The 23,999-nt window shown below is 73.0% G+C and carries 25 protein-coding genes; 9 read left to right on the top strand and 16 right to left on the bottom strand.

Going from position 1 to position 23,999, the window contains the following annotated elements; all coding sequences use genetic code 11:
- Positions 1–82: 82 nt before the first annotated feature.
- On the bottom strand, positions 83–1,144 hold the full coding sequence (locus AB0N81_RS08770; RefSeq protein WP_365356876.1) for an alkene reductase: 1,062 nt from the start codon (positions 1,142–1,144) through the stop codon (positions 83–85).
- A gap of 116 nt (positions 1,145–1,260) precedes the next feature.
- Here AB0N81_RS08770 and AB0N81_RS08765 point away from each other — a divergent pair, with 116 nt between their 5' ends.
- Entirely contained in the window at positions 1,261–1,782 is a 522-nt protein-coding gene (locus tag AB0N81_RS08765) for a MarR family winged helix-turn-helix transcriptional regulator (protein WP_365356875.1), read from the top strand.
- Between the two features lie 312 nt (positions 1,783–2,094).
- Here the strand turns inward: AB0N81_RS08765 and AB0N81_RS08760 are convergent, their stop codons facing one another.
- The 6 genes from AB0N81_RS08760 to AB0N81_RS08735 form a co-directional block, all read right to left on the bottom strand.
- Positions 2,095–3,147: a maleylpyruvate isomerase family mycothiol-dependent enzyme gene (locus AB0N81_RS08760; protein ID WP_365356873.1), complete on the bottom strand. Its 1,053-nt coding sequence runs from the start codon at positions 3,145–3,147 to the stop codon at positions 2,095–2,097.
- Complete coding sequence (locus AB0N81_RS08755; RefSeq protein WP_365357027.1) at positions 3,144–3,734, bottom strand: sigma-70 family RNA polymerase sigma factor; 591 nt, start codon at positions 3,732–3,734, stop codon at positions 3,144–3,146. The genes AB0N81_RS08760 and AB0N81_RS08755 overlap by 4 nt, the downstream gene beginning before the upstream one ends.
- A gap of 114 nt (positions 3,735–3,848) precedes the next feature.
- Complete coding sequence (locus AB0N81_RS08750) at positions 3,849–4,904, bottom strand: aminotransferase class V-fold PLP-dependent enzyme (protein WP_365356872.1); 1,056 nt, start codon at positions 4,902–4,904, stop codon at positions 3,849–3,851.
- 22 nt (positions 4,905–4,926) lie between these two features.
- The gene (locus AB0N81_RS08745) at positions 4,927–5,643 is read right to left on the bottom strand and encodes a DsbA family oxidoreductase (RefSeq protein WP_365356870.1); all 717 of its coding nucleotides are present in this window, start codon (positions 5,641–5,643) and stop codon (positions 4,927–4,929) included.
- A gap of 166 nt (positions 5,644–5,809) precedes the next feature.
- Complete coding sequence (locus tag AB0N81_RS08740; RefSeq protein ID WP_365356868.1) at positions 5,810–6,091, bottom strand: peptidylprolyl isomerase; 282 nt, start codon at positions 6,089–6,091, stop codon at positions 5,810–5,812.
- A 48-nt stretch (positions 6,092–6,139) separates the two neighbouring features.
- The gene (locus AB0N81_RS08735) at positions 6,140–6,520 is read right to left on the bottom strand and encodes a helix-turn-helix domain-containing protein (RefSeq protein ID WP_365356865.1); all 381 of its coding nucleotides are present in this window, start codon (positions 6,518–6,520) and stop codon (positions 6,140–6,142) included.
- 63 nt (positions 6,521–6,583) lie between these two features.
- Between AB0N81_RS08735 and AB0N81_RS08730 the strand changes: the two genes are divergently transcribed.
- On the top strand, positions 6,584–7,699 hold the full coding sequence (locus AB0N81_RS08730; protein WP_365356864.1) for a Gfo/Idh/MocA family oxidoreductase: 1,116 nt from the start codon (positions 6,584–6,586) through the stop codon (positions 7,697–7,699).
- Between the two features lie 52 nt (positions 7,700–7,751).
- On the opposite strand, the gene AB0N81_RS08725 is transcribed toward AB0N81_RS08730, so the two are convergent.
- Both AB0N81_RS08725 and AB0N81_RS08720 read right to left on the bottom strand, forming a co-directional pair.
- Complete coding sequence (locus AB0N81_RS08725; RefSeq protein WP_365356863.1) at positions 7,752–8,360, bottom strand: DUF1349 domain-containing protein; 609 nt, start codon at positions 8,358–8,360, stop codon at positions 7,752–7,754.
- Positions 8,361–8,364: 4 nt separating this feature from the next.
- On the bottom strand, positions 8,365–9,897 hold the full coding sequence (locus AB0N81_RS08720) for an aldehyde dehydrogenase (NADP(+)) (RefSeq protein WP_365356862.1): 1,533 nt from the start codon (positions 9,895–9,897) through the stop codon (positions 8,365–8,367).
- 122 nt (positions 9,898–10,019) lie between these two features.
- On the opposite strand from AB0N81_RS08720, the gene AB0N81_RS08715 reads away from it, so the two are divergent.
- The 6 genes from AB0N81_RS08715 (at position 10,020) to AB0N81_RS08690 (ending at position 15,919) form a co-directional block, all read left to right on the top strand.
- Complete coding sequence (locus tag AB0N81_RS08715) at positions 10,020–10,793, top strand: IclR family transcriptional regulator (protein ID WP_365356860.1); 774 nt, start codon at positions 10,020–10,022, stop codon at positions 10,791–10,793.
- Between the two features lie 3 nt (positions 10,794–10,796).
- On the top strand, positions 10,797–11,273 hold the full coding sequence (locus AB0N81_RS08710) for a GNAT family N-acetyltransferase (RefSeq protein WP_365356858.1): 477 nt from the start codon (positions 10,797–10,799) through the stop codon (positions 11,271–11,273).
- 76 nt (positions 11,274–11,349) lie between these two features.
- Entirely contained in the window at positions 11,350–12,498 is a 1,149-nt protein-coding gene (locus AB0N81_RS08705; RefSeq protein WP_365356856.1) for a hypothetical protein, read from the top strand.
- Positions 12,495–13,751, top strand: a complete 1,257-nt coding sequence (locus tag AB0N81_RS08700) for a histidine kinase (protein ID WP_365356854.1) — start codon at positions 12,495–12,497, stop codon at positions 13,749–13,751. The genes AB0N81_RS08705 and AB0N81_RS08700 overlap by 4 nt, the downstream gene beginning before the upstream one ends.
- Positions 13,748–14,407: a response regulator transcription factor gene (locus AB0N81_RS08695; RefSeq protein ID WP_365356853.1), complete on the top strand. Its 660-nt coding sequence runs from the start codon at positions 13,748–13,750 to the stop codon at positions 14,405–14,407. The genes AB0N81_RS08700 and AB0N81_RS08695 overlap by 4 nt, the downstream gene beginning before the upstream one ends.
- A gap of 63 nt (positions 14,408–14,470) precedes the next feature.
- Positions 14,471–15,919 (top strand): penicillin-binding transpeptidase domain-containing protein, encoded by a 1,449-nt coding sequence (locus tag AB0N81_RS08690; RefSeq protein ID WP_365356851.1) that lies wholly within the window; start codon positions 14,471–14,473, stop codon positions 15,917–15,919.
- Between the two features lie 45 nt (positions 15,920–15,964).
- Here the strand turns inward: AB0N81_RS08690 and AB0N81_RS08685 are convergent, their stop codons facing one another.
- The 4 genes from AB0N81_RS08685 to AB0N81_RS08670 all read right to left on the bottom strand — a co-directional run bounded on the left by AB0N81_RS08685 (position 15,965) and on the right by AB0N81_RS08670 (position 18,797).
- Positions 15,965–16,801, bottom strand: coding sequence for a hypothetical protein (locus AB0N81_RS08685; protein WP_365356850.1), 837 nt, complete (start codon positions 16,799–16,801; stop codon positions 15,965–15,967).
- Positions 16,798–17,139, bottom strand: a complete 342-nt coding sequence (locus AB0N81_RS08680; protein ID WP_365356849.1) for a PadR family transcriptional regulator — start codon at positions 17,137–17,139, stop codon at positions 16,798–16,800. Before AB0N81_RS08680 ends, AB0N81_RS08685 begins: the two co-directional genes overlap by 4 nt.
- 13 nt (positions 17,140–17,152) lie before the next feature.
- Entirely contained in the window at positions 17,153–17,881 is a 729-nt protein-coding gene (locus AB0N81_RS08675) for a CPBP family intramembrane glutamic endopeptidase (RefSeq protein ID WP_365356847.1), read from the bottom strand.
- 124 nt (positions 17,882–18,005) lie between these two features.
- Entirely contained in the window at positions 18,006–18,797 is a 792-nt protein-coding gene (locus AB0N81_RS08670; protein ID WP_365356846.1) for an HAD family acid phosphatase, read from the bottom strand.
- Between the two features lie 222 nt (positions 18,798–19,019).
- Between AB0N81_RS08670 and AB0N81_RS08665 the strand changes: the two genes are divergently transcribed.
- On the top strand, positions 19,020–20,225 hold the full coding sequence (locus AB0N81_RS08665; protein ID WP_365356844.1) for an MFS transporter: 1,206 nt from the start codon (positions 19,020–19,022) through the stop codon (positions 20,223–20,225).
- Here the strand turns inward: AB0N81_RS08665 and AB0N81_RS08660 are convergent.
- From AB0N81_RS08660 to AB0N81_RS08650, 3 genes are all read right to left on the bottom strand, one after another.
- Positions 20,200–21,543: a S28 family serine protease gene (locus AB0N81_RS08660; protein WP_365356842.1), complete on the bottom strand. Its 1,344-nt coding sequence runs from the start codon at positions 21,541–21,543 to the stop codon at positions 20,200–20,202. The two genes, AB0N81_RS08665 and AB0N81_RS08660, sit on opposite strands and share 26 nt — an antisense overlap.
- An 82-nt stretch (positions 21,544–21,625) precedes the next feature.
- The gene (locus AB0N81_RS08655) at positions 21,626–22,798 is read right to left on the bottom strand and encodes a hypothetical protein (RefSeq protein ID WP_365356840.1); all 1,173 of its coding nucleotides are present in this window, start codon (positions 22,796–22,798) and stop codon (positions 21,626–21,628) included.
- The gene (locus tag AB0N81_RS08650) at positions 22,795–23,760 is read right to left on the bottom strand and encodes a 5-dehydro-4-deoxyglucarate dehydratase (protein WP_365356838.1); all 966 of its coding nucleotides are present in this window, start codon (positions 23,758–23,760) and stop codon (positions 22,795–22,797) included. Before AB0N81_RS08650 ends, AB0N81_RS08655 begins: the two co-directional genes overlap by 4 nt.
- Positions 23,761–23,999: the final 239 nt, after the last annotated feature.

Here is a 23,999-nt window from a genome sequence, read left to right as displayed (position 1 = left end):
GTGATCCAGCGCGGACAGCGAGCCGGCCCGGTACCCCCCGTGGGTGCCGGGCCGGCTCGCTGTGCGTGCCGTACGCGTCCGGTTACAGCGCCGGGTAGTCCGTGTACCCCTTCGCGGTGCCGCCGTAGAAGGTCGCCGGGTCCGGCGTGTTGTACGGCCCTTCGGTCCGCAGCCGGGCCGGCAGGTCGGGGTTGGCGAGGAAGAGCGCGCCGAACGTGATGAGGTCCGCGGTGCCGTCCTCGATCAGGGCGAGCGCGTCGTGGCCGGTGGGCCCCTCGGTCGCGGGGTTCAGGAGGAAGGCGCCGCCGAACTCCTGGCGCAGCCGTACGGTCAGTTCGCGGATCCCGCCGACCTCCATGACGTGCAGGTACGCGAGGTCGAGACCGGCCAGCTCCTTCACCAGCGCGGTGTACGTCGGCTCCGGGTCGGGCTCGGAGATGTCGTTGAAGGGGTTGCCGGGCGAGGCGCGGAAGCCGGTGCGGGCGGCGCCGATCTCCGCGGCGACGGCCGAGGCCACCTCGACGGCGAAGCGGATGCGGTTCTCGACGGAGCCGCCCCACTCGTCGGTGCGGCGGTTGGAGCCGGGCGCGAGGAACTGGTGGATCAGATAGCCGTTGGCGCCGTGCAGCTCGACGCCGTCGAAGCCCGCGTCTACGGCGCCCCGCGCGGCGGTGACGAAGTCGTCGATGGTGGCGCGGACCTCGGCGCCGGTCAGCTCGCGCGGGGTGATGAAGTCCTTGGGACCCTCGGCGGTGTAGACCTGCCCCGCGGCGGCGACGGGCGACGGGGCGACGTTGGTCAGGCCGTCCGGCAGCAGCACGGGGTGGCCGATGCGGCCGGTGTGCATGAGCTGGGCGAAGATCTTGCCGCCCGCAGCGTGCACGGCGTCGGTCACCTTGCGCCAGGAGGCGATCTGCTCGGCGGTGTGCAGCCCCGGAGTGTCCGGGTATCCCTGGCCGACCACAGAAGGCTGGATACCCTCGGTGATGATCAGGCCCGCGGACGCACGCTGGGCGTAGTACTCGACGGTCAGATCGGTGGCGACCCCGCCCTCACCGGCGCGGCTGCGGGTCATGGGGGCCATGGCGATGCGGTTGCCGAGCTGGATGCCGGACAGGTCGATCGGGTCGAACGCGGTGGTCATCAGAACTCCCGGGCTGGTTTATGTGGTCGGCCAATCATTCGCGCCGGTTGTCACTGTAGCGCATTCATTGGCCGACCAAGGTAAAGTTTTCGAGGACGTCGAGAACAGGAGCTCGTATGAAGGCCGACACCGTGCAGGCACCCCCGGCCGACCCCGTCTGTAGGCCCGGGGCATCCGGTGTCGCCGACGCGGGACCCGTCAGTCTCGCCGTCAGCCGGGTGGCCCGGCTGCACCGCATCGCGGCGGGCAAGGTCCTGAAGGGGCTCGGGCTCTACCCCGGCCAGGAGTTCGTGATGATGCACCTGTGGGAAGCGGGCCCGGTGCGGCAGTCCGAGCTGATCAAGGCGGTCGACCTCGACCCCTCCACGGTCACGAAGATGCTGCAGCGCCTGGAGCAGGCCGGACATGTGCGGCGGCGTCCCGACCCTGCCGACCGGCGGGCCGTGCTCGTCGAGGCCAGCGCGGCCAGCTGCGGGCTGCTCGCCCAGGTGGAGCGCGCGTGGGGCGAGCTGGAGGGCCATACGCTGACCGGCCTGGACGAGACCGAGCGCGCGGATCTCCTCAGGCTGCTCGGAAAGGTCGAGACGAACCTCTGCAAGGAGACGGAGGACTGCCCGGAGCGGAAGACGCGGGGCTAGCCCCGCGCACCCCCCTGGGCCCCGCGCGCCCCCGGACCCCGCGCGCCCCCGGACCCCGCACTCACCCCCGGACCCCGCACTCGCCTCCGGGCCGACCCCGCCGCGGGCCTTCCCCGCCGGGCCGCAGCCACGTCGCGGAGCCTGCCGCCGCAGATGCCGCAGACGCCGCAGACGCCGCCGCGGGCCCGTGAAGGCTGGGCGCGTGGGCGCGCAGTTCCCCGCGCCCCTGACGGGGCACGACCCGCCACAGACTCAACCGCGGGCCAGTGGGGGCTCAGCTCGCAGTCCCCCACGGCCCCTGACGGGGCGGAGTCACAGCCACGCCAGTGAGGCTGCTCTGGCCAGGACCCGGCGTACCGCCGACTCGTCGCCCGCCGTCCCGCGCGGCACCTGGTCCGGCGCGCGGCGGCCGCCCACCAGCAGGCAGAAGTCGACGGGGGCGAGGACCAGTTCGGCCCGCACCGGGTCGTCCGAGCTGCCCAGCACCCACTCCTTCTCGTCGCCGTCCCCCGCGACGGTGAGCGCGACGGCCGGGGCCTGCGGGCCGAGGGCCGGGCCGAGGAGCCGGATGCCGAGCCGCACGAGCTGCCACAGGTGCGGGGAGGGCGGCGGGGGCACGGGGCGGTCGAGGGCGACGCCGATGTCGTCGGCGTGCACCCAGGTCTCGAAGGCGCGGGTCAGGAAGTGGTCGGCGACGGGGAGGCGCACCCCGGCCAGCACGGTGGCGCGGGCGGCGTGTTCGGGGTCGTGGGCGGCCCGGGAGGAGAGCAGCCCGGCGGCCTGGAGCCGCCATGTGGAGACGGTCTGCGCGGGCGTCCGGGGCCGTTCGCGGCGGATCACCTCGCGGGTGCGCGCCTCCCACACGGCACGCCACGGCGCCCCGCCCGGGGCCGGCGAGCAGGGCACGCGCGCGGGCAGGCCCAGATGGCGGGCGAGCGGCTCGTCGGCGGCGATCAGATGGGCGACGGTGTCGTGCACGTCCCAGTCGTGTACGACAGGGGTCCCCCAGCCGCGCTCGTCCAGTTCGCCCAGGAGCGCCTGGAGTCCGGCCACGGCGGCGGCGTAGGGAGCGGCGTGCGGGGCGGTGCGCAGGGCGGGGGCGCGGCTGCGCAGGGCGAGGGAGAGCCCGTGCTGTCCGGCTCTGCCGTCCGGCGCCGGTTCCGGCGGGGCGGGACCGTCCAGGTGCCGCACCGTGGCGCGCAGCCGGGCGGCCTCGGCGGCGCAGAGCTCGCACGCGGCGAGGTGCCGCACGACGTCGGCCTCGTCGCCGGGCATGAGGGCGTCCACGGCCCAGGCGCCGAGGAGTTCGCGTACCGCTTCGTGGGGTGCCGCTTCGTGCGGTACCGCTTCGTGGTTGCCGGTCAAGGGAGTTCACCTCGCAGGGGTGGGTCCGCGAGGGTCTCGGCCAGGGTGCGCAGGGCCGTTCGCAGGCGGGTCTTCGCGGTGCCTTCGGGTATGCCGAGCTCGACGGCGGCCTGCCGGTAGGTGCGGCCCGCGAAGTAGGCGAGGTGCACCACCTGCTGCTGGGGCAGCGGGAGCCGGGCGAGGGCGGAGTGCAGGAGCAGGGAGCGTTCCTGTTCCAGTATCGCCTCGTCCGGGGTGGGGCCGGGTGCCGGTGCCGTGCGCAGGACGGTCTCGTCGGCGTGGGCGGCCTTGCGGTGCCGCTCCTCGCCGCGCACCCAGTCCACGGCGCGCCGGTGGGCGAGCATCGAGAGCCAGCCGCGCAGGCTGCCGCGGCGGGTGTCGAAGGCGTAGGGCCTGGTCCACAGGTGGGCGAAGACCTCCTGGGTGACGTCCTCCGCGGCGGTGTGGTTGCGGGTGACGCGGGTGGCGACGCGGTGGACGAGCACGCCGTACGCGGCGTAGGCCTCGGCGAGGGCCGCCTCGTCGCCGTAGACCAGGCGCCGGTGCAGGTCGGCGTCGGCGGGCTGACGGGCGGGGCCGTAGGGCAGGTCGGACGTGCCCGGCCTCTCGGAGGACGGCTCCACCGGCACCACCACCTCGCGCGGCCGCGCGACCACGTAGTACTGCCAAGCCTGGCGTCCCGCGGCCCGCCGCGCCAGGGTTCAGCCGGACAGCACGTCGAGGATCCGGTCCACATCCGCCTCGGTGTTGTACAGGTGGAACGCGGCCCTCAGGTGTCCCGCCCGTGCCGAGGTGAGGATGCCGGCGCGGCTCAGCTCGGGGGCCCGCTCTGCGAGTCCGGGAACCGAGACGATGGGTGTGGTGCCGGGCACCGGTGTGTGGCCCAGTTCGGCGAGTCCGGCGCGGTAGCGGGCGGCGAGGGCGGTGTCGTGGGCGTGGATCGCGTCGATGCCCGTCTCCTCGACGAGGGTGAGCGCTGCGGCGGCCCCGTGGTAGGCGAGGAAGGCGACGGGTTCGTCGAACCGGCGGGCGTCCGGGGCGAGTTCGGAGAGCGGTCCGTAGGTGGAGTTCCAGGTGTCCGCCGCCGCGAGCCAGCCGCCGTGCAGCGGGACCAGGGACTCCTGCGCCTCCTCCCGCACCGTCAGGAACGACACGCCGCGCGGGCACAGCAGCCACTTGAAGGCGCCGGTCAGGGTGTAGTCGTACGCGTCCGCGTCGAACGGCAGCCAGCCGGCCGACTGCGTGGTGTCGAGGAGGGTGCGCGCGCCGTGGGCGGCCGCCGCGTCGCGGACCGCCGCCAGGTCGGCGGTGCGGCCGTCGGCCGACTGGACGGCGGAGAAGGAGACGAGCGAGGTCGTCGGGGTGATGGCCGCGGCGAGCTCGTCCAGCGGCGCGTACCGCATCTTGAGGTCGCCGCGGAGCACGAAGGGGTTCACGATCGACGCGAACTCGCCCTCGGGGGTGAGGACTTCGGCGCCGGGCGGCAGGGAGGCGGCGATCAGCCCGGCGTGCACCGAGACCGAACCGCCGGTCGCCACGCGGCCGTCCGGGACCCCGGCGAGCCGGGCGAAGGCGGCCCTGGCCCGGTCCACCACTTCGAAGTCGCCCGCGCCGCCCGGCCTTCCCTCGCCGTTCTCGGCGGCGAGCGCGCACACCGCCTCGATGGCGCGGCGGGGCAGCAGGCCGCAGCTCGCGGTGTTCAGATACGTCGACGTGGGAGCGAATTCGGTGCCGTTGTTGATCCCCATGGACTCCATGGGGATCAACCTATGTGGCGCTTCAGGCCTGCGGAACCGCGCATCCGTCGGGACCGCACGCGTCGCCCTCGCCGGCCTGCGCGAGGGTGGTGAGCGGCGAGCGCGCGCCCCACGCCTGCTCCAGGGCCTGGGTGAAGACCTCGGCGGGCTGGGCGCCGGAGATGCCGTACTTGCGGTCGAGGACGAAGAACGGCACGCCGTTCGCGCCCAGTTCGGCGGCCTCGCGCTCGTCGGCGCGGACGTCTTCGGCGTACCGCTCGGGGTCGGCGAGGACGGCCCGCGCCTCGCTCTCGTCGAGACCCGCCTCGACGGCGAGCTCCACGACGCGCTCGTCGTCCGCGAAGACGGACCGCTCCTCGGCGAAGTTGGCGCGGTAGAGCAGCCCGATCAGCTCGTCCTGCCTGCCCTGTTCCCTGGCGAAGTGCAGGAGGCGGTGCATGTCGAAGGTGTTGCCGTGGTCGCGGCCCTCGGTGCGGTAGTCGAGGCCCTCGGCGGCCGCGTTCTCCCCGAGCCGCCGCTCGCCGTCGCGGGCCTGCTCCTCGGTCATGCCGTACTTCCCCATGAGCATCGGCAGCACCAGGCCGGTGTCGCCCTTGGCGCGGGTGGGGTCCAGCTCGAAGGAGCGGTGCACGACCTCGACGCCGTCACGGTGCGGGAAGGCGGCGAGAGCCTTCTCGAAGCGGGCCTTGCCCACGTAGCACCAGGGGCAGGCGATGTCGCTCCAGATCTCGACGCGCATGTGTGGCTCTTTCCAGGTCGTACGGTACGAAGCGGTTCGGTGCGGAGGCTGCCTCCGCTCAGTCCGTCAACGTACGACCGAAGCGTCTCATTCCCCTCGCGGGGAAGTGCCCGGCGCGGCGCCGGGACCGGGCCGCGCCTGACGCGGCGCGGCCCGGCACACCGCGTCAGTCCTGGCGGCTGGTGACCTCGACGAGGTGCGACCCGAACTGGGTCTTCACCGGGCCCTGGACCTCGCCGACCGGGGCCGAGAAGACGACCTGGTCGAACTCGGGCACCATCTGTCCCGGGCCGAACGAGCCGAGGTCGCCGCCGGCGCTCGACGAGGGGCACGAGGAGTGCTTCTTGGCCAGCTCGGCGAAGTCCGCACCGCCCTCGATCTGCTCCTTCAGCTGGAGCGCTTCCGTCTCGGTCGCGACCAAGATGTGCCGCGCAGTGGCCCTAGCCATTTTCCACTCCTTTTCGAATGCATATGAACGCCGCCAAGGGTAAGCGCCTCATTCCCCTGTCAGAGACTCTGCGGCCGCGAACCTGCCCGTGTTCGCCCTGATCCAGGTGCGCAGGTGGGCGAGGGGTGCCAGGGCGCCGCGGCCGAGCTCGGTCAGTTCGTACTCGACGCGGGGCGGGACCTCGGCGTAGACCGTGCGCCGGACGAGGCCGTTTTCCTCCAGGCGGCGCAGGGTCCGGGTGAGCACCTTGGGGCTGACGCCCTCCAGCTTGCGGCGCAGCTCGCCGAAGCGGCGCGGTCCGTCCTCCAGGGCGGTGATCGCGAGGCCCGTCCACTTGTTCGCGAGCAGCTCGAAGACGGCGCGGCCCGGGCAGAGCAGGCCGTAGATGTCGTGGCGGGTGTGGCGGTCGGCACGGGTCTGACCAGTCATGGTTTCCAAAATATAGTGAGGGCCCTTGCGGGTGATCAGGGGACGCCTCCTACCGTCCCGCTCATGAACTCCTTCACCGCTCCCGTCCGTGTCGGTCTCGTCGGTCTCTCCGCCCGCGGCGGCTGGGCGCCCCACTCCCACGTCCCCGCGCTGGCCCGCCTCGACGGGTACGAGCTGCGCGCCCTGTCCGCGTCGAGCGACGCATCGGCACGGGCCGCGGGCGAGAAGTACGGGGTGCCGCTGGCCTTCGGCTCGACCGCGGAGCTCGTCCGCAGCGACGAGGTCGACCTCGTCGTGGTGAGCGTGCGGGTGCCGCTGCACCGCGAGGCGATCATGGCCGCGCTCGACGCGGGCAAGGCGGTGCTCTCGGAGTGGCCGCTCGGCAACGGCCTCGCCGAGGCGGAGGAGCTGGCGGCGGCCGCGGGCCGGGCGGGGGTGCGGACGTTCACGGGGCTGCAGGCCCGCTCGGCGCCCGCCGTGCGGTTCGTCCGCGATCTCGTCGCCGACGGCTACGTCGGTGAGGTCCTGTCGAGCAGCGTCATCGCGTCGGGGCGGCGCTGGGGTCCCGTCTTCGAGCCGTCCGGCGAGTACCTGCTGGACAAGCGGAACGGCGCGACCATGCTGACCATCCCCTTCGGCCACACGATCGACGCCGTCTCCATGGTGCTCGGCGAGTTCACCGAGGTCTCGGCGACCCTGGCGACCCGGCGTCCCGTGGTCCACGAGGAGGGCACGGGCCGCCCGGCCGCGATGACCGTCGACGACCAGATCGCGGTGAGCGGGCGGCTCGGCGAGGGGGCCGTCGTCTCGGCGCACTTCCGTGCCGGGCTGTCCCGGGGCACTGACTTCCACTGGGAGATCAACGGCACGGAGGGCGACCTGGTGATCACCGGGGACTCCGGGCATCTCCAGCAGGCCGCGCTCACCGTGCGGGGCGCCCGGGGCGCGGACACGACGGCCGCCGAACTCCCCGTACCCGCCCGCTACTTCGACGTGCCGGCGCTCGACGACGTGCGTGGGCTTCCCGCGTACAACGTGGGCGCGCAGTACGCGCGGATACTCGGCGATCTGACCGGGGGCGGCACCTCGGCGCCGGACTTCGCGCACGCCGTCCGGCGCCAGCGCCTGCTCGACGCCATCGAGCGCGCGGCCGTCACCGGCACCCGCGTCGGGCTCTGAGCAGGGACTGTCCGAGCAGGGACTGTCCGAGCAGGGGCTGTCCGAGCAGGGACTACGAGCCGTCCCGCAGCCCCTTCGGCCAGTTCGGGCGGAACTCGATGTGGTCGTACGTCACCACGCAGCCCTCCCCCACGGGCGACTGCGCCATGAAGCCGACGAGCGCGGCACCGGCCGACTCCTGGTCGCCGAGCGAGAAGATCCGCACGAACGTCCACCGCTCGCCGTCCGTCGACGCGTGGAAGGCGAACGCCGTCCCCGTACGGCTGATGCGCAGCCAGGCGCTGCTGCCGTCCACCACGAACGCGTTGGCGTCGTCCGAGTGGCCGCGGGTGACGACCGTGCAGATCGTGGGCTCGTCCGGGGAGCGCTCCAGGCAGAGCTTGGCCCACTCCCGCTCCCCCACGTGGAGGTAGAGCACGCCCGCGTCGAAGGCGGCGGCGAAGCCGACCGTGACGCGGGCGATCAGCTGGAAGTCGCCCTCCGGCGCGCCGAGCAGGCGGGGCGCGTCGGAGGCGGGCTCCAGCGCCTCGCCCGTCGGGGGCACGAAGCGGTCCTGGCGGGCCCCCGCCCAGCCGGTGAGCACACCGTCCTCGTGCGACCAGTGGCCGTCGGGGCCGTAGCTGCGCAGCGGGAAGGGGAGTTCGGGCAGGGTGAGGTCCATGGCCTCAGTGTTGCAGGCGCCCGTCGTAACGCCGCGGCAGGCCCAGCGGGTTGTCGTCGCGCAGCTCGGGCGGGAGCAGCGCCTCAGGAGTGTTCTGGTACGCGACCGGGCGCAGCCAGCGTTCGACGGCCGTGCCGCCCACGGACGTCGAGGTCGACGTGGTCGCGGGGTAGGGGCCGCCGTGGTGCTGGGCGGGGGCGACGGCGACGCCCGTGGGCCAGCCGTCGACGAGGACGCGCCCGGCGAGCGGGGTGAGCTCGGCGAGCAGCTCGGCGCCCCGGCCGCTCTCCCCCGCCGCCTCGTCCGAGGAGAGCTGCACGGTGGCGGTGAGGTTGCCGGGCAGGCGGGAGAGGACGGCGGTGATCTCCGCCGCGTCGGCGTACCGGGCGACGACGGTGACCGGGCCGAAGCACTCCTCCAGGAGCAGGTCGTACGCCCCCTCGTCGGCGAGGCGCTCGGCCGGGACGGTCAGGAATCCGGCGCTGACGGTGTGCTCGCCGCCCGCGCCGGGGGTCACCGGCGCCTCCACGTCCGGGAGTCCGGCGCGCTCGCGCACCCCGGCGACGAAGTTGTCCCGCATCCGGTGGTCCAGGAGCACCCCGGCCTCGGTGTCGCTGACGGCCTCGGTCAGGGACTTCAGGAGCCGGTCGCCGCCCGCCCCCTGGGGGGCGAGGACCAGGCCGGGCTTGACGCAGAACTGGCCGACGCCGAGCGTCATCGAACCCGCGAGTCCCGCGCCGATCTCCTCGCCGCGCTCGGCGGCCGCGGCCTCGGTGACGACGACGGGGTTGAGGGAGCCGAGCTCGCCGTGGAAGGGGATCGGGACGGGCCGGGCGGCGGCCGCGTCGAAGAGGGCACGGCCGCCGCGGATGGAACCGGTGAAGCCCGCGCCGGACACCAGCGGGTGCTTGACCAGTTCGACGCCCGCCTCGAAGCCGTGCAGGAGGCCGAGGACGCCCTCGGGGATGCCGTGCGCGACGGCGGCCCTGCGCAGCACGGAGGCGACCAGTTCGGAGGTGCCCGGGTGGTCGGGGTGGGCCTTGACCACCACGGGGCAGCCCGCGGCGAGCGCGCTGGCGGTGTCGCCGCCGGGCACGGAGAAGGCGAAGGGGAAGTTGGACGCGGAGTAGACCGCGACGACACCGAGCGGGATCTTGTAACGGCGCAGGTCGGGGATGGGCGGGGTCGCCGAGGGGTCCGGGTGGTCGATGACGACGCCGAGGAAGGCCCCCTCGTCGACTATGTCCGCGAAGGCGCGCAACTGGTAGCAGGTGCGGGCGAGTTCGCCGGTGAGCCGGACGGGCCCGAGGGCGGTCTCCGCGTCCGCGGCCTCGACGAGGTGGTCCTTCGTCTCCTGGAGGAGATCGGCCGCGGTGCGCAGGAAGGCGGCGCGGACCGCGCGGTCGGCGAGCGCGGGCGCGGCGTCGCGGGCGGCGCGGACCACGCGGTCGACCTCCCCGGCCGTGGCCTCCACGGCGACCTGCTCGCGCTGCTTCCCGGTTCGGGGGTCGACACTCCAGACTGGTGCTGCTGCCACCGCGGATTCCCTTTCCAGACGTATGCCACTCACCAGGGCTGTTCGATATGCTGAACACCGTCTCCGCTGATGAACGGCGGGGAGTTGAGACTATTTCTCTGCGTTCAAAGGGGTCAAGGGCGATGTCGGCTGGCGAGACCGGAGGCGGTGCGCAGGTCAAGTCCGCGGTGCGGACGGTGGAATTGCTCGAGTACTTCGCGGGCAGCCCCGGAATGCACTCCCTGGCCGCGGTGCAGGAGGCCGTCGGCTATCCCAAGTCGAGTCTGTACATGCTGCTCCGGACCCTGGTCGAGCTCGGCTGGGTCGAGACGGACGCCACCGGCACGCGGTACGGGATCGGGGTGCGCGCCCTGCTCGTCGGCACGTCCTACATCGACGGCGACGAGGTCGTGGCCGCCGCCCGCCCGACCCTGGACCGGCTCGCCGACGACACCACGGAGACCATCCACCTCGCCCGGCTCGACGGCACGAACGTCGTCTACCTCGCCACCCGCCAGTCACAGCACTACCTGCGGCCCTTCACGCGCGTCGGCCGCCGGCTCCCCGCGCACTCCACGTCGCTCGGCAAGGCGCTGCTCGCCACCCACACCGACGACCAGGTCCGCAAGCTGCTCCCGGAGACGCTGCCCGCGCTCACCGAGCACACCATCACCGACCGCGAGAAGCTCATCGAGGAGCTGCACGCGGTGCGCGAGCAGGGGTTCGCGGTGGACCGCGAGGAGAACACGCTTGGCCTGCGCTGCTTCGGCGTGGCCATCCCCTACCGCACCCCCGCGCGCGACGCGATCAGCTGCTCGGTGCCGGTGGCCCGGCTCACGCCCGCGCACGAACAGATGGTCAAGGACGCGCTCTTCGACGCGCGGGACCGGCTGACACTGGCAACTCGTAGGCTCTGAACCATGATTGTCGACCTGCGCGAAGTCCACGACAGTGATCTGCCCGTCTTCTACCGGCAGATGAACGACCCCGAGGCCGCCCTCATGGCCGCGTTCACGCCGAAGGACCCGGCCGACCGGGACGCCTTCGAGGCGCACTGGGCGAAGATGCGGGGCTCCGCCGACGTAGTCGTCCGCACGGTCCTCGCGGACGGGGACGTGGTGGGCAGCGCGGGGGTGTACGGGGCGCCCGGCGAGCGGGAGGTCACGTACTGGATCGACCGTGCGTACTGGGGGCGCGGTCTGGCCACCGCGGCGCTGCGCCACCTCCTCGACCTGGAGCGGGACCGGCCGCTCTACGCCCGCGCGGCGGCGGACAACGCGGGCTCGATCCGGGTCCTGGAGAAGTGCGGGTTCCGCCTCTCCGCCACGGAGCGGGGGTACGCCGCGGCGCGCGGGGCGGAGATCGACGAGGTGGTCCTCGTCCTGCGCGAGGGCTGACCCTCCGCCGCGCGGCGGAGGCGGATCGTCACGGCGCAGGAGGCGCCGCGCACGGGCCTGGCGGCACCTTGGGATCATGCCGCCTACCCTGCCCACCGCCCCCTCGGCCACCCCCGCCCCCTCCGAGCCCCCTGTCTCCTCCGAGCCCTCTGCCTCCTCCACAACCCCAGCCTCTTCCGAGCCCCCAGCCCCGCCGGTCCCGCTCACCTCCCCTGCCTCCCCGGACTCCCCTGCCTCCTCCATCTCCCCCTCCCCGCGGGTCCGGGCCGCCTCCCCCGGCCTCGGCCGGTTCCGCCTCGCGCTGCGCGTCGCCGCCGTGATCGCCTGCGTTCCATATCTCGTCCTCAAGGTCGCCTGGATCTCCGGGAGCCGGGTCGGTATCCCCGAGGGCAGCCCGTTGCTCGATCACCGGGTCCTCATGGCCCTCGTCAACGGCCTGACCGTCCTCATGGACGCGTCCGTCATCGTGCTGGCGCTGCTCCTGACCCGGCCGTGGGGCCTGCGGGTGCCTGCCCGGCTGCTCCTGGCGCCGATGTGGGTCGCCACCGGCCTCCTGACACCGATCATGGCCGGGTATCCGCTGCAACTGGCGGTCAAGGCGCTCGGCGGCGGCGTCGGCGGGGGCTCCTCCACCGGCGAGGGCGAACCGTTCCTCGCCGACTGGGTGTTCGGCGTCGTCTACACCGGCTTCATCCTCCAGGGCATCACGCTCGGCTCCCTCTTCGCCCTGTACGCGCGGGACCGCTGGGGGCACCTGTGGCAGGGGCGGGTCCGGGACCTGCCGCGCGCCGCACGCGGGGCACGGACCGCCGCGGGAGCCGCAGCGCTGCTCGCACTCCTCCCCGTCGCGCTCCACGTGGCGTGGGCCACCGGCTCCACGGCCGGACTGGGCGGGGCGCGGGCGCTGAGGCGTACGGCCGACTTCCACGTTCTGGAAGCCCTGGACGCGATCTACCTCGTGGCGGCCGTCACGGGCGCCCTGCTCCTCGTCTTCCGGTCCTCGCTGCCGGTGAGGGTGCCGCTCACGCTGGCCTGGCTCGGCTCGGGCGCGGTCGGCTGCTGGGGAGCCTGGCTGCTTCTCGGCTCGCTCGCGGCCCTCGGTGACGCCACGAAGCAGCCCACCGGGCCGATGCTCCTCACCTACGCTGTCCACATGATCATCGGGACGATCGTCGCCGTCCTCATGGCGGGCTTCCTCAAAGAGCGGGCGGGAACCACTGCGTGAAGGCACTCGCCACCCTCCTGTTCGGGCGCCGGGCGCGCCGCCGCTGGATACATCTGATCCTCGGCGGCGCCCTCGCCATGCCGTACGTCTTCGTCGGCTCCGTCGTCGTCGGGCCGTTCTTCGAGGACAGCGCCGTCCTCGGCTCGCTGGGCTCGCAGCTCAGCGCGTTCGCGCTGGGGCTGCCGCTCGCCGCGGTCACCGCGCTGTTCCCGCTGACGCGGCCGATGTCGGTGGCCGCCGTGCGGGCGCTGTGCGGGGTACCTGCCGACTCCCTCGCCGAGGGTCCCGCGCGCTCCCGGGCGGCGCGCGGCCGCACCGCCGCGTGGTTCACGCTGCACCTCGGTCTCGGCGGGGTCATCAGCGGCATGTCGCTCGCGCTGCCGCCCTTCGCGGGCGTCCTGATCGCGCTGCCCTTCTTCTCCGTGCTGCGGGACAGCCGCATCGGAATGCCCCAAGTCTTCGGCGAGCCCTGGCTGTTGGCGCTCTCGCCGGTCATCGGCCTCGCGTCGCTCGCGGCACTCGCGGCGTGCGCGGCCACGGCCGGCGGGCTGCTCGCGCGCTCGGCGCCCGCCCTGCTCGGGCCGACGCCCGCCGACCGGCTCGCGGCCGCCGAGCAGCGCGCCGCCGACCTCGCCGTGCGCAACCGTCTCGCGCGTGAGCTGCACGACTCGGTCGGCCACGCCCTGAGCGCCGTCACGCTCCAGGCGAGCGCGGCCCGCCGGGTCCTGGACCACGACCCGGAGTTCGTGCGCGAGGCGCTGGCCGCCATCGAGGACACCACGCGCCGCACGGTGGGCGAACTGGACGCCGTGCTCGGCGTGTTGCGGGAGGCCGACGGCGCGGGGCCGACGTCCCCCGCGCCCACCCTCGACGCCGACCTGGACGGCCTGCTGCGCCGCACCAGAGCGGCCGGTCTCCGCGTGACCGCCACCGTCGACGTGGCGCCCGAGTCCCTCCCCCCGCTGGTCTCCCGCGAGGCCTACCGCATCGTGCAGGAGGCCCTGAGCAACGCCCTGCGGCACGGCGGCGATCCCGGCTCCGTGACCCTGCGCGTCGCCCTGGACGGCCCCGACCTGACCGTGCGGGCCGAGAACCCGCTGCCGCCCCGCTCCCCCGCGTCCCGGCCCGGCGGCGGCCACGGCCTGCACGGCATCGCGGACCGGGCCCGGCTGCTCGGCGGCACGGCCCGCGCGGGCCCCGCCGACAGCGTGTGGCGACTCGACGTACGACTTCCTCTGAAGGGACAGCAATGACGGCGAACGACATCCGGGTCGTCCTCGCGGACGACGAGCGCATGGTGCGCACCGCCCTGCGCGCGATCCTCTCCGCCGAGCCCGGCATCGAGGTGGCGGGCGAGGCGGCGACGGGCGCCGAGGCGGTCTCCGTCGTACGGGAACTGAAGCCCGACGTTGTCCTGATGGACGTCCGCATGCCGGAGGTGGACGGCATCCGCGCCACCGAGCAGATCCTGCGGACCATGCCACAGCCGCCGCGCATCGTCGTCGTGACGACGTTCGAGAACGACGCGTACGTGTACGAGGCGCTGCGCGCCGGGGCCGCCGGGTTCCTCCTCAAGCGGGCGGACGCCGACGAGCTCGTCCAGGCGGTCCGGCTCGTCGCGCGCAGCGAATCACTGCTCTTCCCCGCCGCCGTGCGCGCCCTGGCCGCCGAGTACGGGCGCGCCGAGCCCGCGCCGCCCGCCTGGGTGGCACGGCTCACCGGCCGGGAGAACGACGTGCTGCGGCTGATGGCGGCGGGCCTGACCAACGCGGAGATCGCGGACCGGATGGGGGTCGGCGCGGCGACGGTGAAGACCCATGTGGCGTCGGTCCTCGCCAAGACAGGCGCGCGGGACCGCACGCAGGCGGTGATCGCGGCCTACGAGGCGGGCTTCATGAAGGCTCGATGAGAAAACGGTCGCAAGCACACCACAAGGGAACGAAATCCTCCCCTCCGCTCGTCTTCCCACGGGATGAACAAGACGATCAGGCACGCCTCGGTCTTCGCACTGCTGCTCGTGCTCGCCCTGCTGGTCCGGGCGACATGGGTGCAGTTCCACGACTCGGAGGCTCTCGCGGACGACAAGCACAACCGGCGCAACGCGATAGAGCAGTACGCGAACCCGCTGGGCGACATCATCGTGGGCGGTGAGGCCATCACCGGCTCCGAGCGGACGAAGGGCGGAGACCTCGCGTACAAGCGCACCTACAAGGACGGCGACCTGTACTCGCCCATCACGGGCTACAGCTCCCAGGTCTACGGCGCCACCCAGCTCGAAGGCATCTACAAGGACCTGCTCGACGGCACCGACAACCGCCTGAAGAACCCCCTGGACACGCTCACCAAAAAGCGGGCCGACCCGGGCAACGTCATCACGACGATCGACCCGGCGGTGCAGAAGGCCGGCTACAAGGCGCTGGGCGACACCAAGGGCGCGGCGGTGGCCATCGACCCCGAGACCGGCAGGATTCTCGGCATGGTGTCGACCCCGTCGTACGACCCGTCGAGGATCAGCGGCTCCACGGACTCCGAGGCGTGGAAGGAGCTGACCACCGACAAGGAGAAGCCGATGGTCAACCGCGCGATGCGGCAGCCGCTCCCGCCCGGCTCCACCTTCAAGCTGGTCGTCGCGGCGGCGGCCCTGGAGGACGGCCTTTACGGCTCGGTGGACGAGAGGACGAGCAGCCCCAACCCGTACACGCTGCCCGGCACGCGGACGGTCCTCAAGAACGAGAACCAGTCGGCTCCCTGCGAGAACGCGGACATCCGCACCGCGTTGCAGTACTCCTGCAACAACGTCTTCGCGAAGATGGCCGTCGACCTGGGCCAGGACAAGGTCAAGGCGATGGCGGACAAGATGGGCTTCGACGCCGACAAGCTGGACGTGCCGGTGCGCGCGTCCAAGAGTGTCTACCCGTCCGGCATGGACAAGGCGCAGACGGCGCTCAGCGGCATCGGCCAGTTCGACGTGACGGCGACCCCGCTGCAGATGTCGATGGTGTCGGCGGCCATCGCCAACGGCGGTGTGCTCGCCGCGCCGCACATGGTCTCGGAGATCAGCGACTCCGGCGGCGACACCCTGGAGAAGTACGGGGACGGCGACTCCCAGCGCGTGATGGACGAGTCCACCGCCGAGGGCCTGGAGTCCGCGATGCAGACCGTCGTCGAGAAGGGCACCGGCTCGAACGCGAAGATCAGCGGCGCGACCGTCGGCGGCAAGACGGGCACGGCGCAGCACGGCGAGAACAACAGCCAGACGCCGTACGCCTGGTTCACGTCGTTCGCCAAGGGCGGCGACGGCAAGAAGGTGGCGGTCGCGGTGATGATCGAGTCGTCGAGCGCGGCCCGCGACGAGGTCAGCGGCAACGGTCTGGCGGCGCCGATCGCGAAGGCGATGATGTCGGCGGCCCTCGCGGCCTGACACCCGGGCGGGGCCGCCGCCCGGATCGGGGCGCCCTCGGTACGCCTACCGCGGGCGCCCCCGCCACACCGACATGCCCCACGCGAGCGCCACGACCACCGCCGCGCCCGCGAGCAGTCCCACCGCGAAGCCCGCCCCGGACGCCGCGTCGTTCTCGTCCGAGGCCACCGCGAAGCCCGCGACCGCCACGGCGGCGGCGAGGACGGCGAGCAGTGCGTAGAACCTGCGGCTGAAGAAGCGGGTGCCTGCCGGGGCGGGCGGCGTGGTCGCGAGCCGCGCCGCCGGGCCGATGCTGGCGGCCTTGGGGCGCTTGAACCAGGCGTAGACGACCCATTCGCCGCACGCCTCCCAGCCGTCGGGGGCGAGCCGCTCGTCCAGCCCGTCGCGCCCGCGGGTGACCAGCTCGCGCCGGTACTCCCAGCGCTGCGGCTGCTCCACGTCACGGTGGCTGACGAACCGGCCGAGGGCGTCGACCCTGTCGACCTCCCAGCCCTCGTCGCCGAAGCGGTTCAGGAGCTCCTCGTCGACGTAGGTGTCGGCGGTCCAGCGCCAGGTCTCCGCCCGCTCGCCCCGCGCCTCCGGTGCCCGCTCCCCCGCGGTGGGCACCAGCTGCGCGGCGAACTCCTCGACGGGCCCGAACTCGGCCTCGGCGTCCGCGGCACCGGACTCCTCCAGGTGGGCGGCCAGGTCCGCGACGGTCGCCTCGACGCGGTCGGCGGGCAGGCCCTGCGCCCGGAGCCGCTCGGCGAGGGCGGCGAGGTACTCGCGCTGCCCGTCCCGCTCATGCCCGTGCCCGTGCTCGTGCTCGTGCTCGTGCTCGTGCTCGTGCTCGTGCTCGTGCTCGTGCTCGTGCTGTGCGTCCTGCCCGTGCTGTGTGTTCATGGTGCTCGCACTCCCGCCTTCGCCAGGACTTCTCGTACGGATCCGTCGAAGGCGAGCCACAGCCCGCCCTGTTCCGCGAGGGTCGCGCGTCCGGCGTCGGTGAGCCGGTAGTAGCGGCGGCCGGGTCCCTTGTCGGCGGCGCGGAACTCCGCGGCGACCAGGTCCGCCTCCTCCAGGCGGTTCAGCACGGGATAGAGCGTGCCGCCCTTGATCTGGCCGAAGCCGGCGGCGCCGAGCTGCTTGGCGATCTCGTAGCCGTAGCTCTCGCCGTCGGTGAGGGCGGCGAGCACGAGGAGGTCGAGGACGCCCTTGAACCAACTGGCGCGGCGGTCGGTCACTTCAGGTCTCCTTTCAGGCGGCGGAGGCGCGCAGCTTGTCCGGTGCGGGCAGCGTCAGGTCGCGTACGGAGAGGAAGACGTGCAGGGCGACGGGGAGCAGGAGGCTGCCCGTGGCGAGATAGAGGCCGGTGAGCACCGCGCCGAGGAGGGCGAAGACGAGGACGCCCTGGCGGCCCTGGTAGATACCGGCGAGCGCGTAGACGAGGACCGAGAGCGCCGCGGCGGCGTAGAGGTCGAGGCCGAGCGTGCCGACGCCGAAGGCGATGAGGAGGCCGCGGTACACGAGTTCGGCGCAGAGGCCGTCGGTCACGGCGACGGCGACGGCGAGCCTGCGCTCCTCGGCGGTGCGGGGCAGCATCGCCTCGATGGCGGCGAGCCCCGGCACGTTCCTGCCCCGCTTGGCGAGGTCGTGGAAGTTCCGTCCGGAGGAGACGGCGATCGCGGCGGCGAGGAGGATCCCGGCGACGACGTAGGTGGGCCGCTCGGGCACCGCGAGGCCGAAGTCGGCGGCGGCCGTGCCCGGCGAGAGGAGCAGGGCGGCGAGGGCGAGGGCGGCGAAGGCCCACCACAGGGTGAGGACGAGGCCGAAGTAGCGGACCAGGGCGCGGGGTTCGGTGTCCCTGCGCCGGGCCAGCGAGCCGTACATCCGGCGGCCTGCCCACGGCTCGCCGAGGAGCAGGTATGCGGTGAGCGTGGCGGCGACGGCCGTCGAGGCGGCCGAGAAGTCCGGCGAGATGGTCATGGGGATCCCCCTACCCTGAGCGTCTGAGCTACCTAGACCGTATGACGACCTAGTCAGGGTTGCAACCTATCTCGCTGTACCGACTCCCCGGCCGCCGCCGCGACCGGTTCACCTACCGCGTCGGCTAGCCCACGTAGTACGTCGGGTTCGGGAGCTTGTACGTCCTGTCGGCGTAGCCGCCCTCCAGGTCGCTCACCTGGTCACCGAAGCTGCCGACGATGTTGTAGCCGGTCGACTCGATGTACTTGCGCGTGCCTTCCTTGAACTGGACGGTGGTGCAGTTCCAGGCGGCGGGCGTCGCGCAGTTCTTCAGGTAGGCGGGCGGGTTCGCCTTGTCCTTGGTGAAGACGTGCGTCCGGTCGAGCTTCGTGTCGTATCCCGCCCTGGCGAGGTTGGTCACGGCGCCCTCGCGCAGCTGCTCGGCGAGGCCGGTGAGGAAGAAGACCTCGACGCCCTTGCTCTTGGCGTACTTCACGAGCTCGGGCATGCCGAAGACGGCGGGGCGCTTGGCCTCCTTGACGTAGGCGTACCAACTGTCGTTGTTGTACGTGTAGTTGGTCGACTTCTCGTAGTCGAAGCTGAGCAGCGCCGTGTCGTCGACGTCGAGGACGATCGCCGGCTTCTTGCCGTGGCGGGTGTGGTGGGCCGCCCTGCGTATGTCCTTCTTCGCCTTGGCCTGGATGCGGGCCAGGTCCTTGGCGTACGGGCTGTCGGGCGAGGACTTCCACACGCCGTCCGCGCCCTTGGCCGCGCCGTAGTAGGCGTCGATCTCGCCGACGAGGAGGTCGATGTTGTGGGGCTCCTTGGTGGGGCGCGGCGGGGCCTGGTCGGCGCCGGCGGCAGCGGCGGTGTAGAGGGCGGCACCGGCGACGGTGCAGGCGGTGGCCAGGCCGGCCACGCGTAGGGACTTCCGCATGTGTTGCGTCTCCGCTCAGGGTTCGGGCAGGTCAAGGACTGTCTACGCGCATCGACCCGCCCCTGGGGAGACCGTGGACCGACCCTTTACCTGATCCATACCTCCCCCTAGGTCTCAGCAGGTCTCCCCTTGTGGACCAAGCACGTCCCCCAACTGGCTGGCGGCGCATAGGGCATCGGCCCGATACCGGCGCGGGGACCTCACGCACCAGCATCACCAGGCATGACATCGACGATCCGGCGCGTCCTGCGGGACCGCAACGCCGGGCTGTATCTGGGTGCCGTGGTGGTCTCCGGCTTCGGGACCTCCGCGCTGTGGCTGGCCTCCGGGATCTGGGTGAAGGAGCTCACGGGGTCGGACGGGCTCGCCGCGCTCTGCCAGCTCGCGCTGTGGGCGCCCACCCTGGCCGGCCCGCTGCTCGGCACGCTCGCCGACCGCACCCGCCGCAGACCGCTCCTCGTGGCCGCGAACCTGGCACTCGGCGCGCTCCTCCTGTCCCTGTTCGCGGTGGACGCCGCGGACCGGCTGTGGGTCCTCTTCACGGTCCTCGTGGTGTACGGGGCGTGCGGCGTCGTCACCGACGCGGCGGAGGCGGCCCTGGCCGCGACAGCCGTCGGCAAGGATCTCCTCGGCGACTTCAACGGCCTGCGGATGTCCGCGAACGAAGGCATGAAACTGGTGGCGCCACTCGCCGGGGCAGGTCTGTTCGCCGCGTACGGAGGCGCCCGGGTGGCCCTCCTGGACGCGGTGACGTTCGTCCTCGCGGCGGGGATGTTCGCGCTGCTGCGGGTCCACGAGAACCCCCCGGTGCCCGACCGCACGCCCCTGCGGGCACGGACGGCTCAGGGGGCGCGACACCTGTGGGGACACGCCCGACTCCGCCCCCTCGTCGCGGCGGGCGGCCTGACGATGCTGACCTCGGGCATCAGCGGCGCGACGGTCTACGCGGTCGTCGAGGGGCTCGGCCGCTCCCCCTCGTACACGGGCGTGCTGTACGTCGCGCAGGGCGTCGGTTCCCTCGCGGTGGGGGTGGCGTCGGGGGCGCTGATGCGGCGGTTCGGGGCGCGGCGGTTCGCCGGGGCGGGCATCGCGCTGACCGCCGTCGCGGCGGCGCTGACCGCGGTGCCGAGCGACGCCGCGGTCCTCGCGGGCAGCCTCACGAACGGCGTCGGCCTGCCGTGCGTACTGATCGCGGCCCTGACGGCGGTGCAGCGCGAGACGCCGGACGCGCTGCTCGGCCGGGTGGCGGCGACCGCCAACACCCTGATGTTCGCGCCCACCGCGATCGGCATCGCGGCGGGCGCGGCCCTCGTGGAGAGCGTGCACATCGGCGTGCTGCTGCCGGTGCTCGCGGGGGCGCGACTCGTGATCGCCGCGCCCCTGCTGGCGCCCCGGGCGCGGGCTACTTCACGTTCGCCCAGCGCTTGATGGTCTTGACTGCCTGTGTCTGTTCGGCCGCCGGCAGCTTGGCGATCGATGCGCCGTGGTTGGCGCCGGGCACCACGTAGCGGTACGAGTCGTGGCGGCTGGGGGTGAACTTCTCGGCGCTCCACGGGTCGTTCTCGCCGTAGACGAACATCATGCGCTGACCGCGGTTCTTCACCCAGCGGTCGACGTCGGCGATGGTGCTGTTGTTGTAGGTGCCGCGCATCGCGGCGGGCAGCACCGAGTTGGGCTGGTAGATGTCGGGGTGGTTGCGGACGCCCTTGAGGTGCTTGAACCGGAGGTCGGCCCAGCCGAGCTGGGTGGCCGCCTGGCGGTAGTAGGGGCCCGAGCCGTTGGTGCCGAGGGACTCGTCCTGGTAGACGCTGAAGCCGTGCTTCTTCGACCAGTCGTAGAGCTCGTCGTCGGTGGCCTTCTTCGCGTCGGGCACGGTCGGGCAGTCGGCGGCGGTGCCGGACTGCCAGAAGTTCCACACCTGGTCCAGGACCGCGAACTCGTAGGCCCGGTCGGTGGTGCCGAGGGTCTCCTCGAACGTGTCGCCGCTGGCCTTCGCGTCCGCCTCGAACTTGGGGAGCAGCGTGTCGCGACGTACGAGCATCTCGCGCTGCACGGCGTTCAGGGCGTCTCTGCATTCCTTGGTGCCCACCGTCTTGAAGAAGCGTTCGTAGCCGGTGTCGTCGCGGTTGTTCGCGTCGTTGGGCGCGACGAACGCTACGACGGCGTCGAGGTCCTCGGGGTAGAAGCGCTCGTGGTACGTGGCGGTCATGCCGCCCTTGCTGGCGCCGGTGCCCAGCCACTTGCCCTTCTCGACGCTGCGCAGGGCGCGGGTGAGGCGGTGCTCGTCGGCGGCCTCCTGCTGGACGGTCATCTTGGACCAGTCGTCGCCCGCGGCGCCCTTGGGCCGTGACTCGGCGAAGTAGCGGTGCTCGACGCTGACCTGGTTGGCGTCGATCAGCCTGGTGAGGGAGGCGGTGCCGCCCGCGAGGGTGTAGCCGCCGGTGTAGAGGACGGTCGGCTTGTCCGTGGCCTTGTGCCAGAGCGTGGCGCGCTGCGTGAAGCCGGCGCCGTGGGGCTTGCGGTGGTCGACGGGCTGCCTGTACGTGAGCGAGTAGAGGGGGTAACCCTCCTTGTCCGCCACGGAGACCACCGTCATGCCCGGTATTCGCTCCAGGCGTTCACGGAGGTCGGTCGCCGAGGCGCTCTCGCCGGCCGCCTGCGCGGCGGCGGGTGTCACGCCGCCGAGCACCGCGGCACCCGCCATCAGTCCTGCGCAGGCCAGCGCGGATATCCCCTTGTTGCGCACCTTGTCCCCCTCTGCCCCCGGGTACGGGGGTTCTGCCCCTGGTACGGGAGCGACGGTTGTGGTGCGCGGATCGTATCGGTGATCACTCCGCGTGCGACAGGGCCCCGGCGACGTGCGCGAGGTCGGCGTCCGATGCCAAGCCCGCGTGGTAGAGCCGCAGTTCGGTGGCGCCCAGGTCGGCCGCGCGGGCCGCGTCGGCGGCGAGGGTGGCGGGGCTGCCGCCCATGCCGCTCACCACGGTGAGGTTGGCGGCAAGGACCGGCCGGCCCGCGCCGTGCGCGGCGAACGGCTCCAGCAGGCGCGGGCCTCCCGTGCAGGGCACGACCACGCCGTCGGCCACGGAGAGGATGTGCGCCGGGTCGACGCCCGCGTTCGCTCCGCAGTGGTACGTCACCGGGTCGGCGTGGAGCAGCACCTGGAATCCGGTGGGTGCCGCCGCGCGGACAGCGCCGACGACGGTCTCCTGGAGCGTGCGGGCGGTTCTCTCGCGCCACGCGCGCGTGGCCGCCGCCCGGCCCGCCCCGATGAGCTTCTCGACCGCCTGCCGGCCCTCGCCCTCGTCGCCACCGCGCCACACGGGTTCCAGGGCGTGGCGGACGGCGGCCGCAAGCCCGTCCGGGTCGAGGCCTTCCCCCTCGTACCCCTCCCGGCAGGAGGCGCAGAAGCAGAGCGACATCAGGTACTGCCCGGCCTCGCCGAGTGCGGTGCCCGCGGTCTTGTCGTGGGCGTGCAGGTGCGCGAGCCCGTACCAGCCGCAGGACTCCAGTTCCGTGCCGCGCGTGTCCGTTCCGGGGCGTACGGCGGCCTCCGCTGCGAGGTCGGCCAGGTACGCGCGCGTGGCGGGCTGTGCGATGCAGGGCGCCCACGGATAGCGGTCTCCGTAGGCGTTGACGACGGAGGTCTGCGGGTGGTCGTCGCCCATGCGGGAGTTGTGGGCGAGGACGACCCAGCTGTGTACATCGAGCCCGGCGTCGCGCAGGGCCTGGGCCGCCTCTCCGTAGGCATCGCCCGGGGCCCAGTCCCCGGCCGCGTACGGGCGCAGCTCCCGGCCCTGCCAGTGGTCGCCCGGCGGGTAGAGGACGGCGGCGTGCGCGGCCGTGACGATGCGGTGGCGCGGGTGGCGCGGGGTCAGCGCGCGGGTGGAGTGGTAGGCGGAGGCCAGGGTGACCTGCCGGACGCCGAGGGCGGCGAGGCGGGCGGGGGCGTCGGGGTCGCCGACGACGTCCCACGGGTAGAGGAACGCGGCGGCCCTCACGCGCCCGCTCCCGGGTGCGCGCTCCCGAGCAGCTCACGCCCGCGCTCGATGAGTTCGGCCAGTCGTTTGACGTGCTCGTCGGCGGGCTCGTGGAGCGGCGGCCGCACGGGGCCCACGTCGAGGCCGCCGAGCCGCACGCCCGCCTTGACGAGGGAGACGGCATAACCGCGGCCGAGGGCGCGCAGCTCCACGAAGGGGCGGTAGAAGCCGTCGACGAGGCGGTTCACGGTGGCATCCCCCTCCGGCGTACCGGCGTTGAACGCGCGGTGGAAGGCGAGCGCGATGTCGGGGGCGAAGCAGAAGACCGCCGAGGAGTAGAGGGTCACGCCGATGCCGCGGTAGGCGAGGCCGGTCAGCTCGGCGGTCGGCAGGCCGTTGAAGTACAGGAAGTCCCCCGGCACCTCGCCGCGCACGGCGCTGACGGTGCGCTGCATCAGGTCCATGTCGCCGAGGCCGTCCTTGAAGCCGATGACGCCGTCCGTGCGCGCGAGTTCGACGACCGTCTCCGGGGTGAGGACGGCGTTGTCGCGCTGGTAGACGATCACGTCCAGGGAGGTGGCGGCGGCCAGTTCGGTGTAGTGCCGGATCAGCCCCTCCTGCGCGGCGACGACGAGATAGGGGGGCATGGCGAGCAGCCCGTCGGCGCCCGCCTCCTCGGCGAGGCGCGCGTACCGCACGGCGAGCGCGGTGCCGTACCCGGCGCCCGCGACCACCGGCACCCGCCCGGCCGCCTCGTCGACCGCGGCGGCGACGCACTCCTGGAACTCCTCGGGCGTCAGGGCGTGGAACTCGCCCGTTCCGCAGCAGGCGAACACGGCCGCCGCGCCCGCCTCGATGCCGCCGCGCACATGGGTGCGGAAGGTGTCCGTGTCGAGAGCGCCGTCCGGCCCGTACGCGGTGACCGGGAAGAACAGCGGCCCGCTGGGGACGCGGAGTCGGGAAGCGAGGGGGGCTGACGTCACGGGCTCTCCCTGGGGCGTACGTGTCGGGCGTGGGTGCTTCTGATGTCGGACGTGCGTGTTTCTGGATGTCTGGCGTGCGTGTTTCCGGATGTCGGGCGTGCATGTTTCTGATTCACGTCCATATCTCTGAACACACCCACGCTAAGGCGCCTCCCGAACCGGGTCAAGCGCGCGAACTCCCCACCTACGAGCGGATTTACCGCCTCCGAGTGCGGCCCGGAACACTTGACGCGGCACGA

It is taken from the genome of Streptomyces sp. NPDC093510 (genome assembly GCF_040683555.1).
Taxonomy (GTDB): Bacteria; Actinomycetota; Actinomycetes; order Streptomycetales; family Streptomycetaceae; genus Streptomyces.
This window is presented reverse-complemented; position numbering and strand designations above follow the sequence as displayed.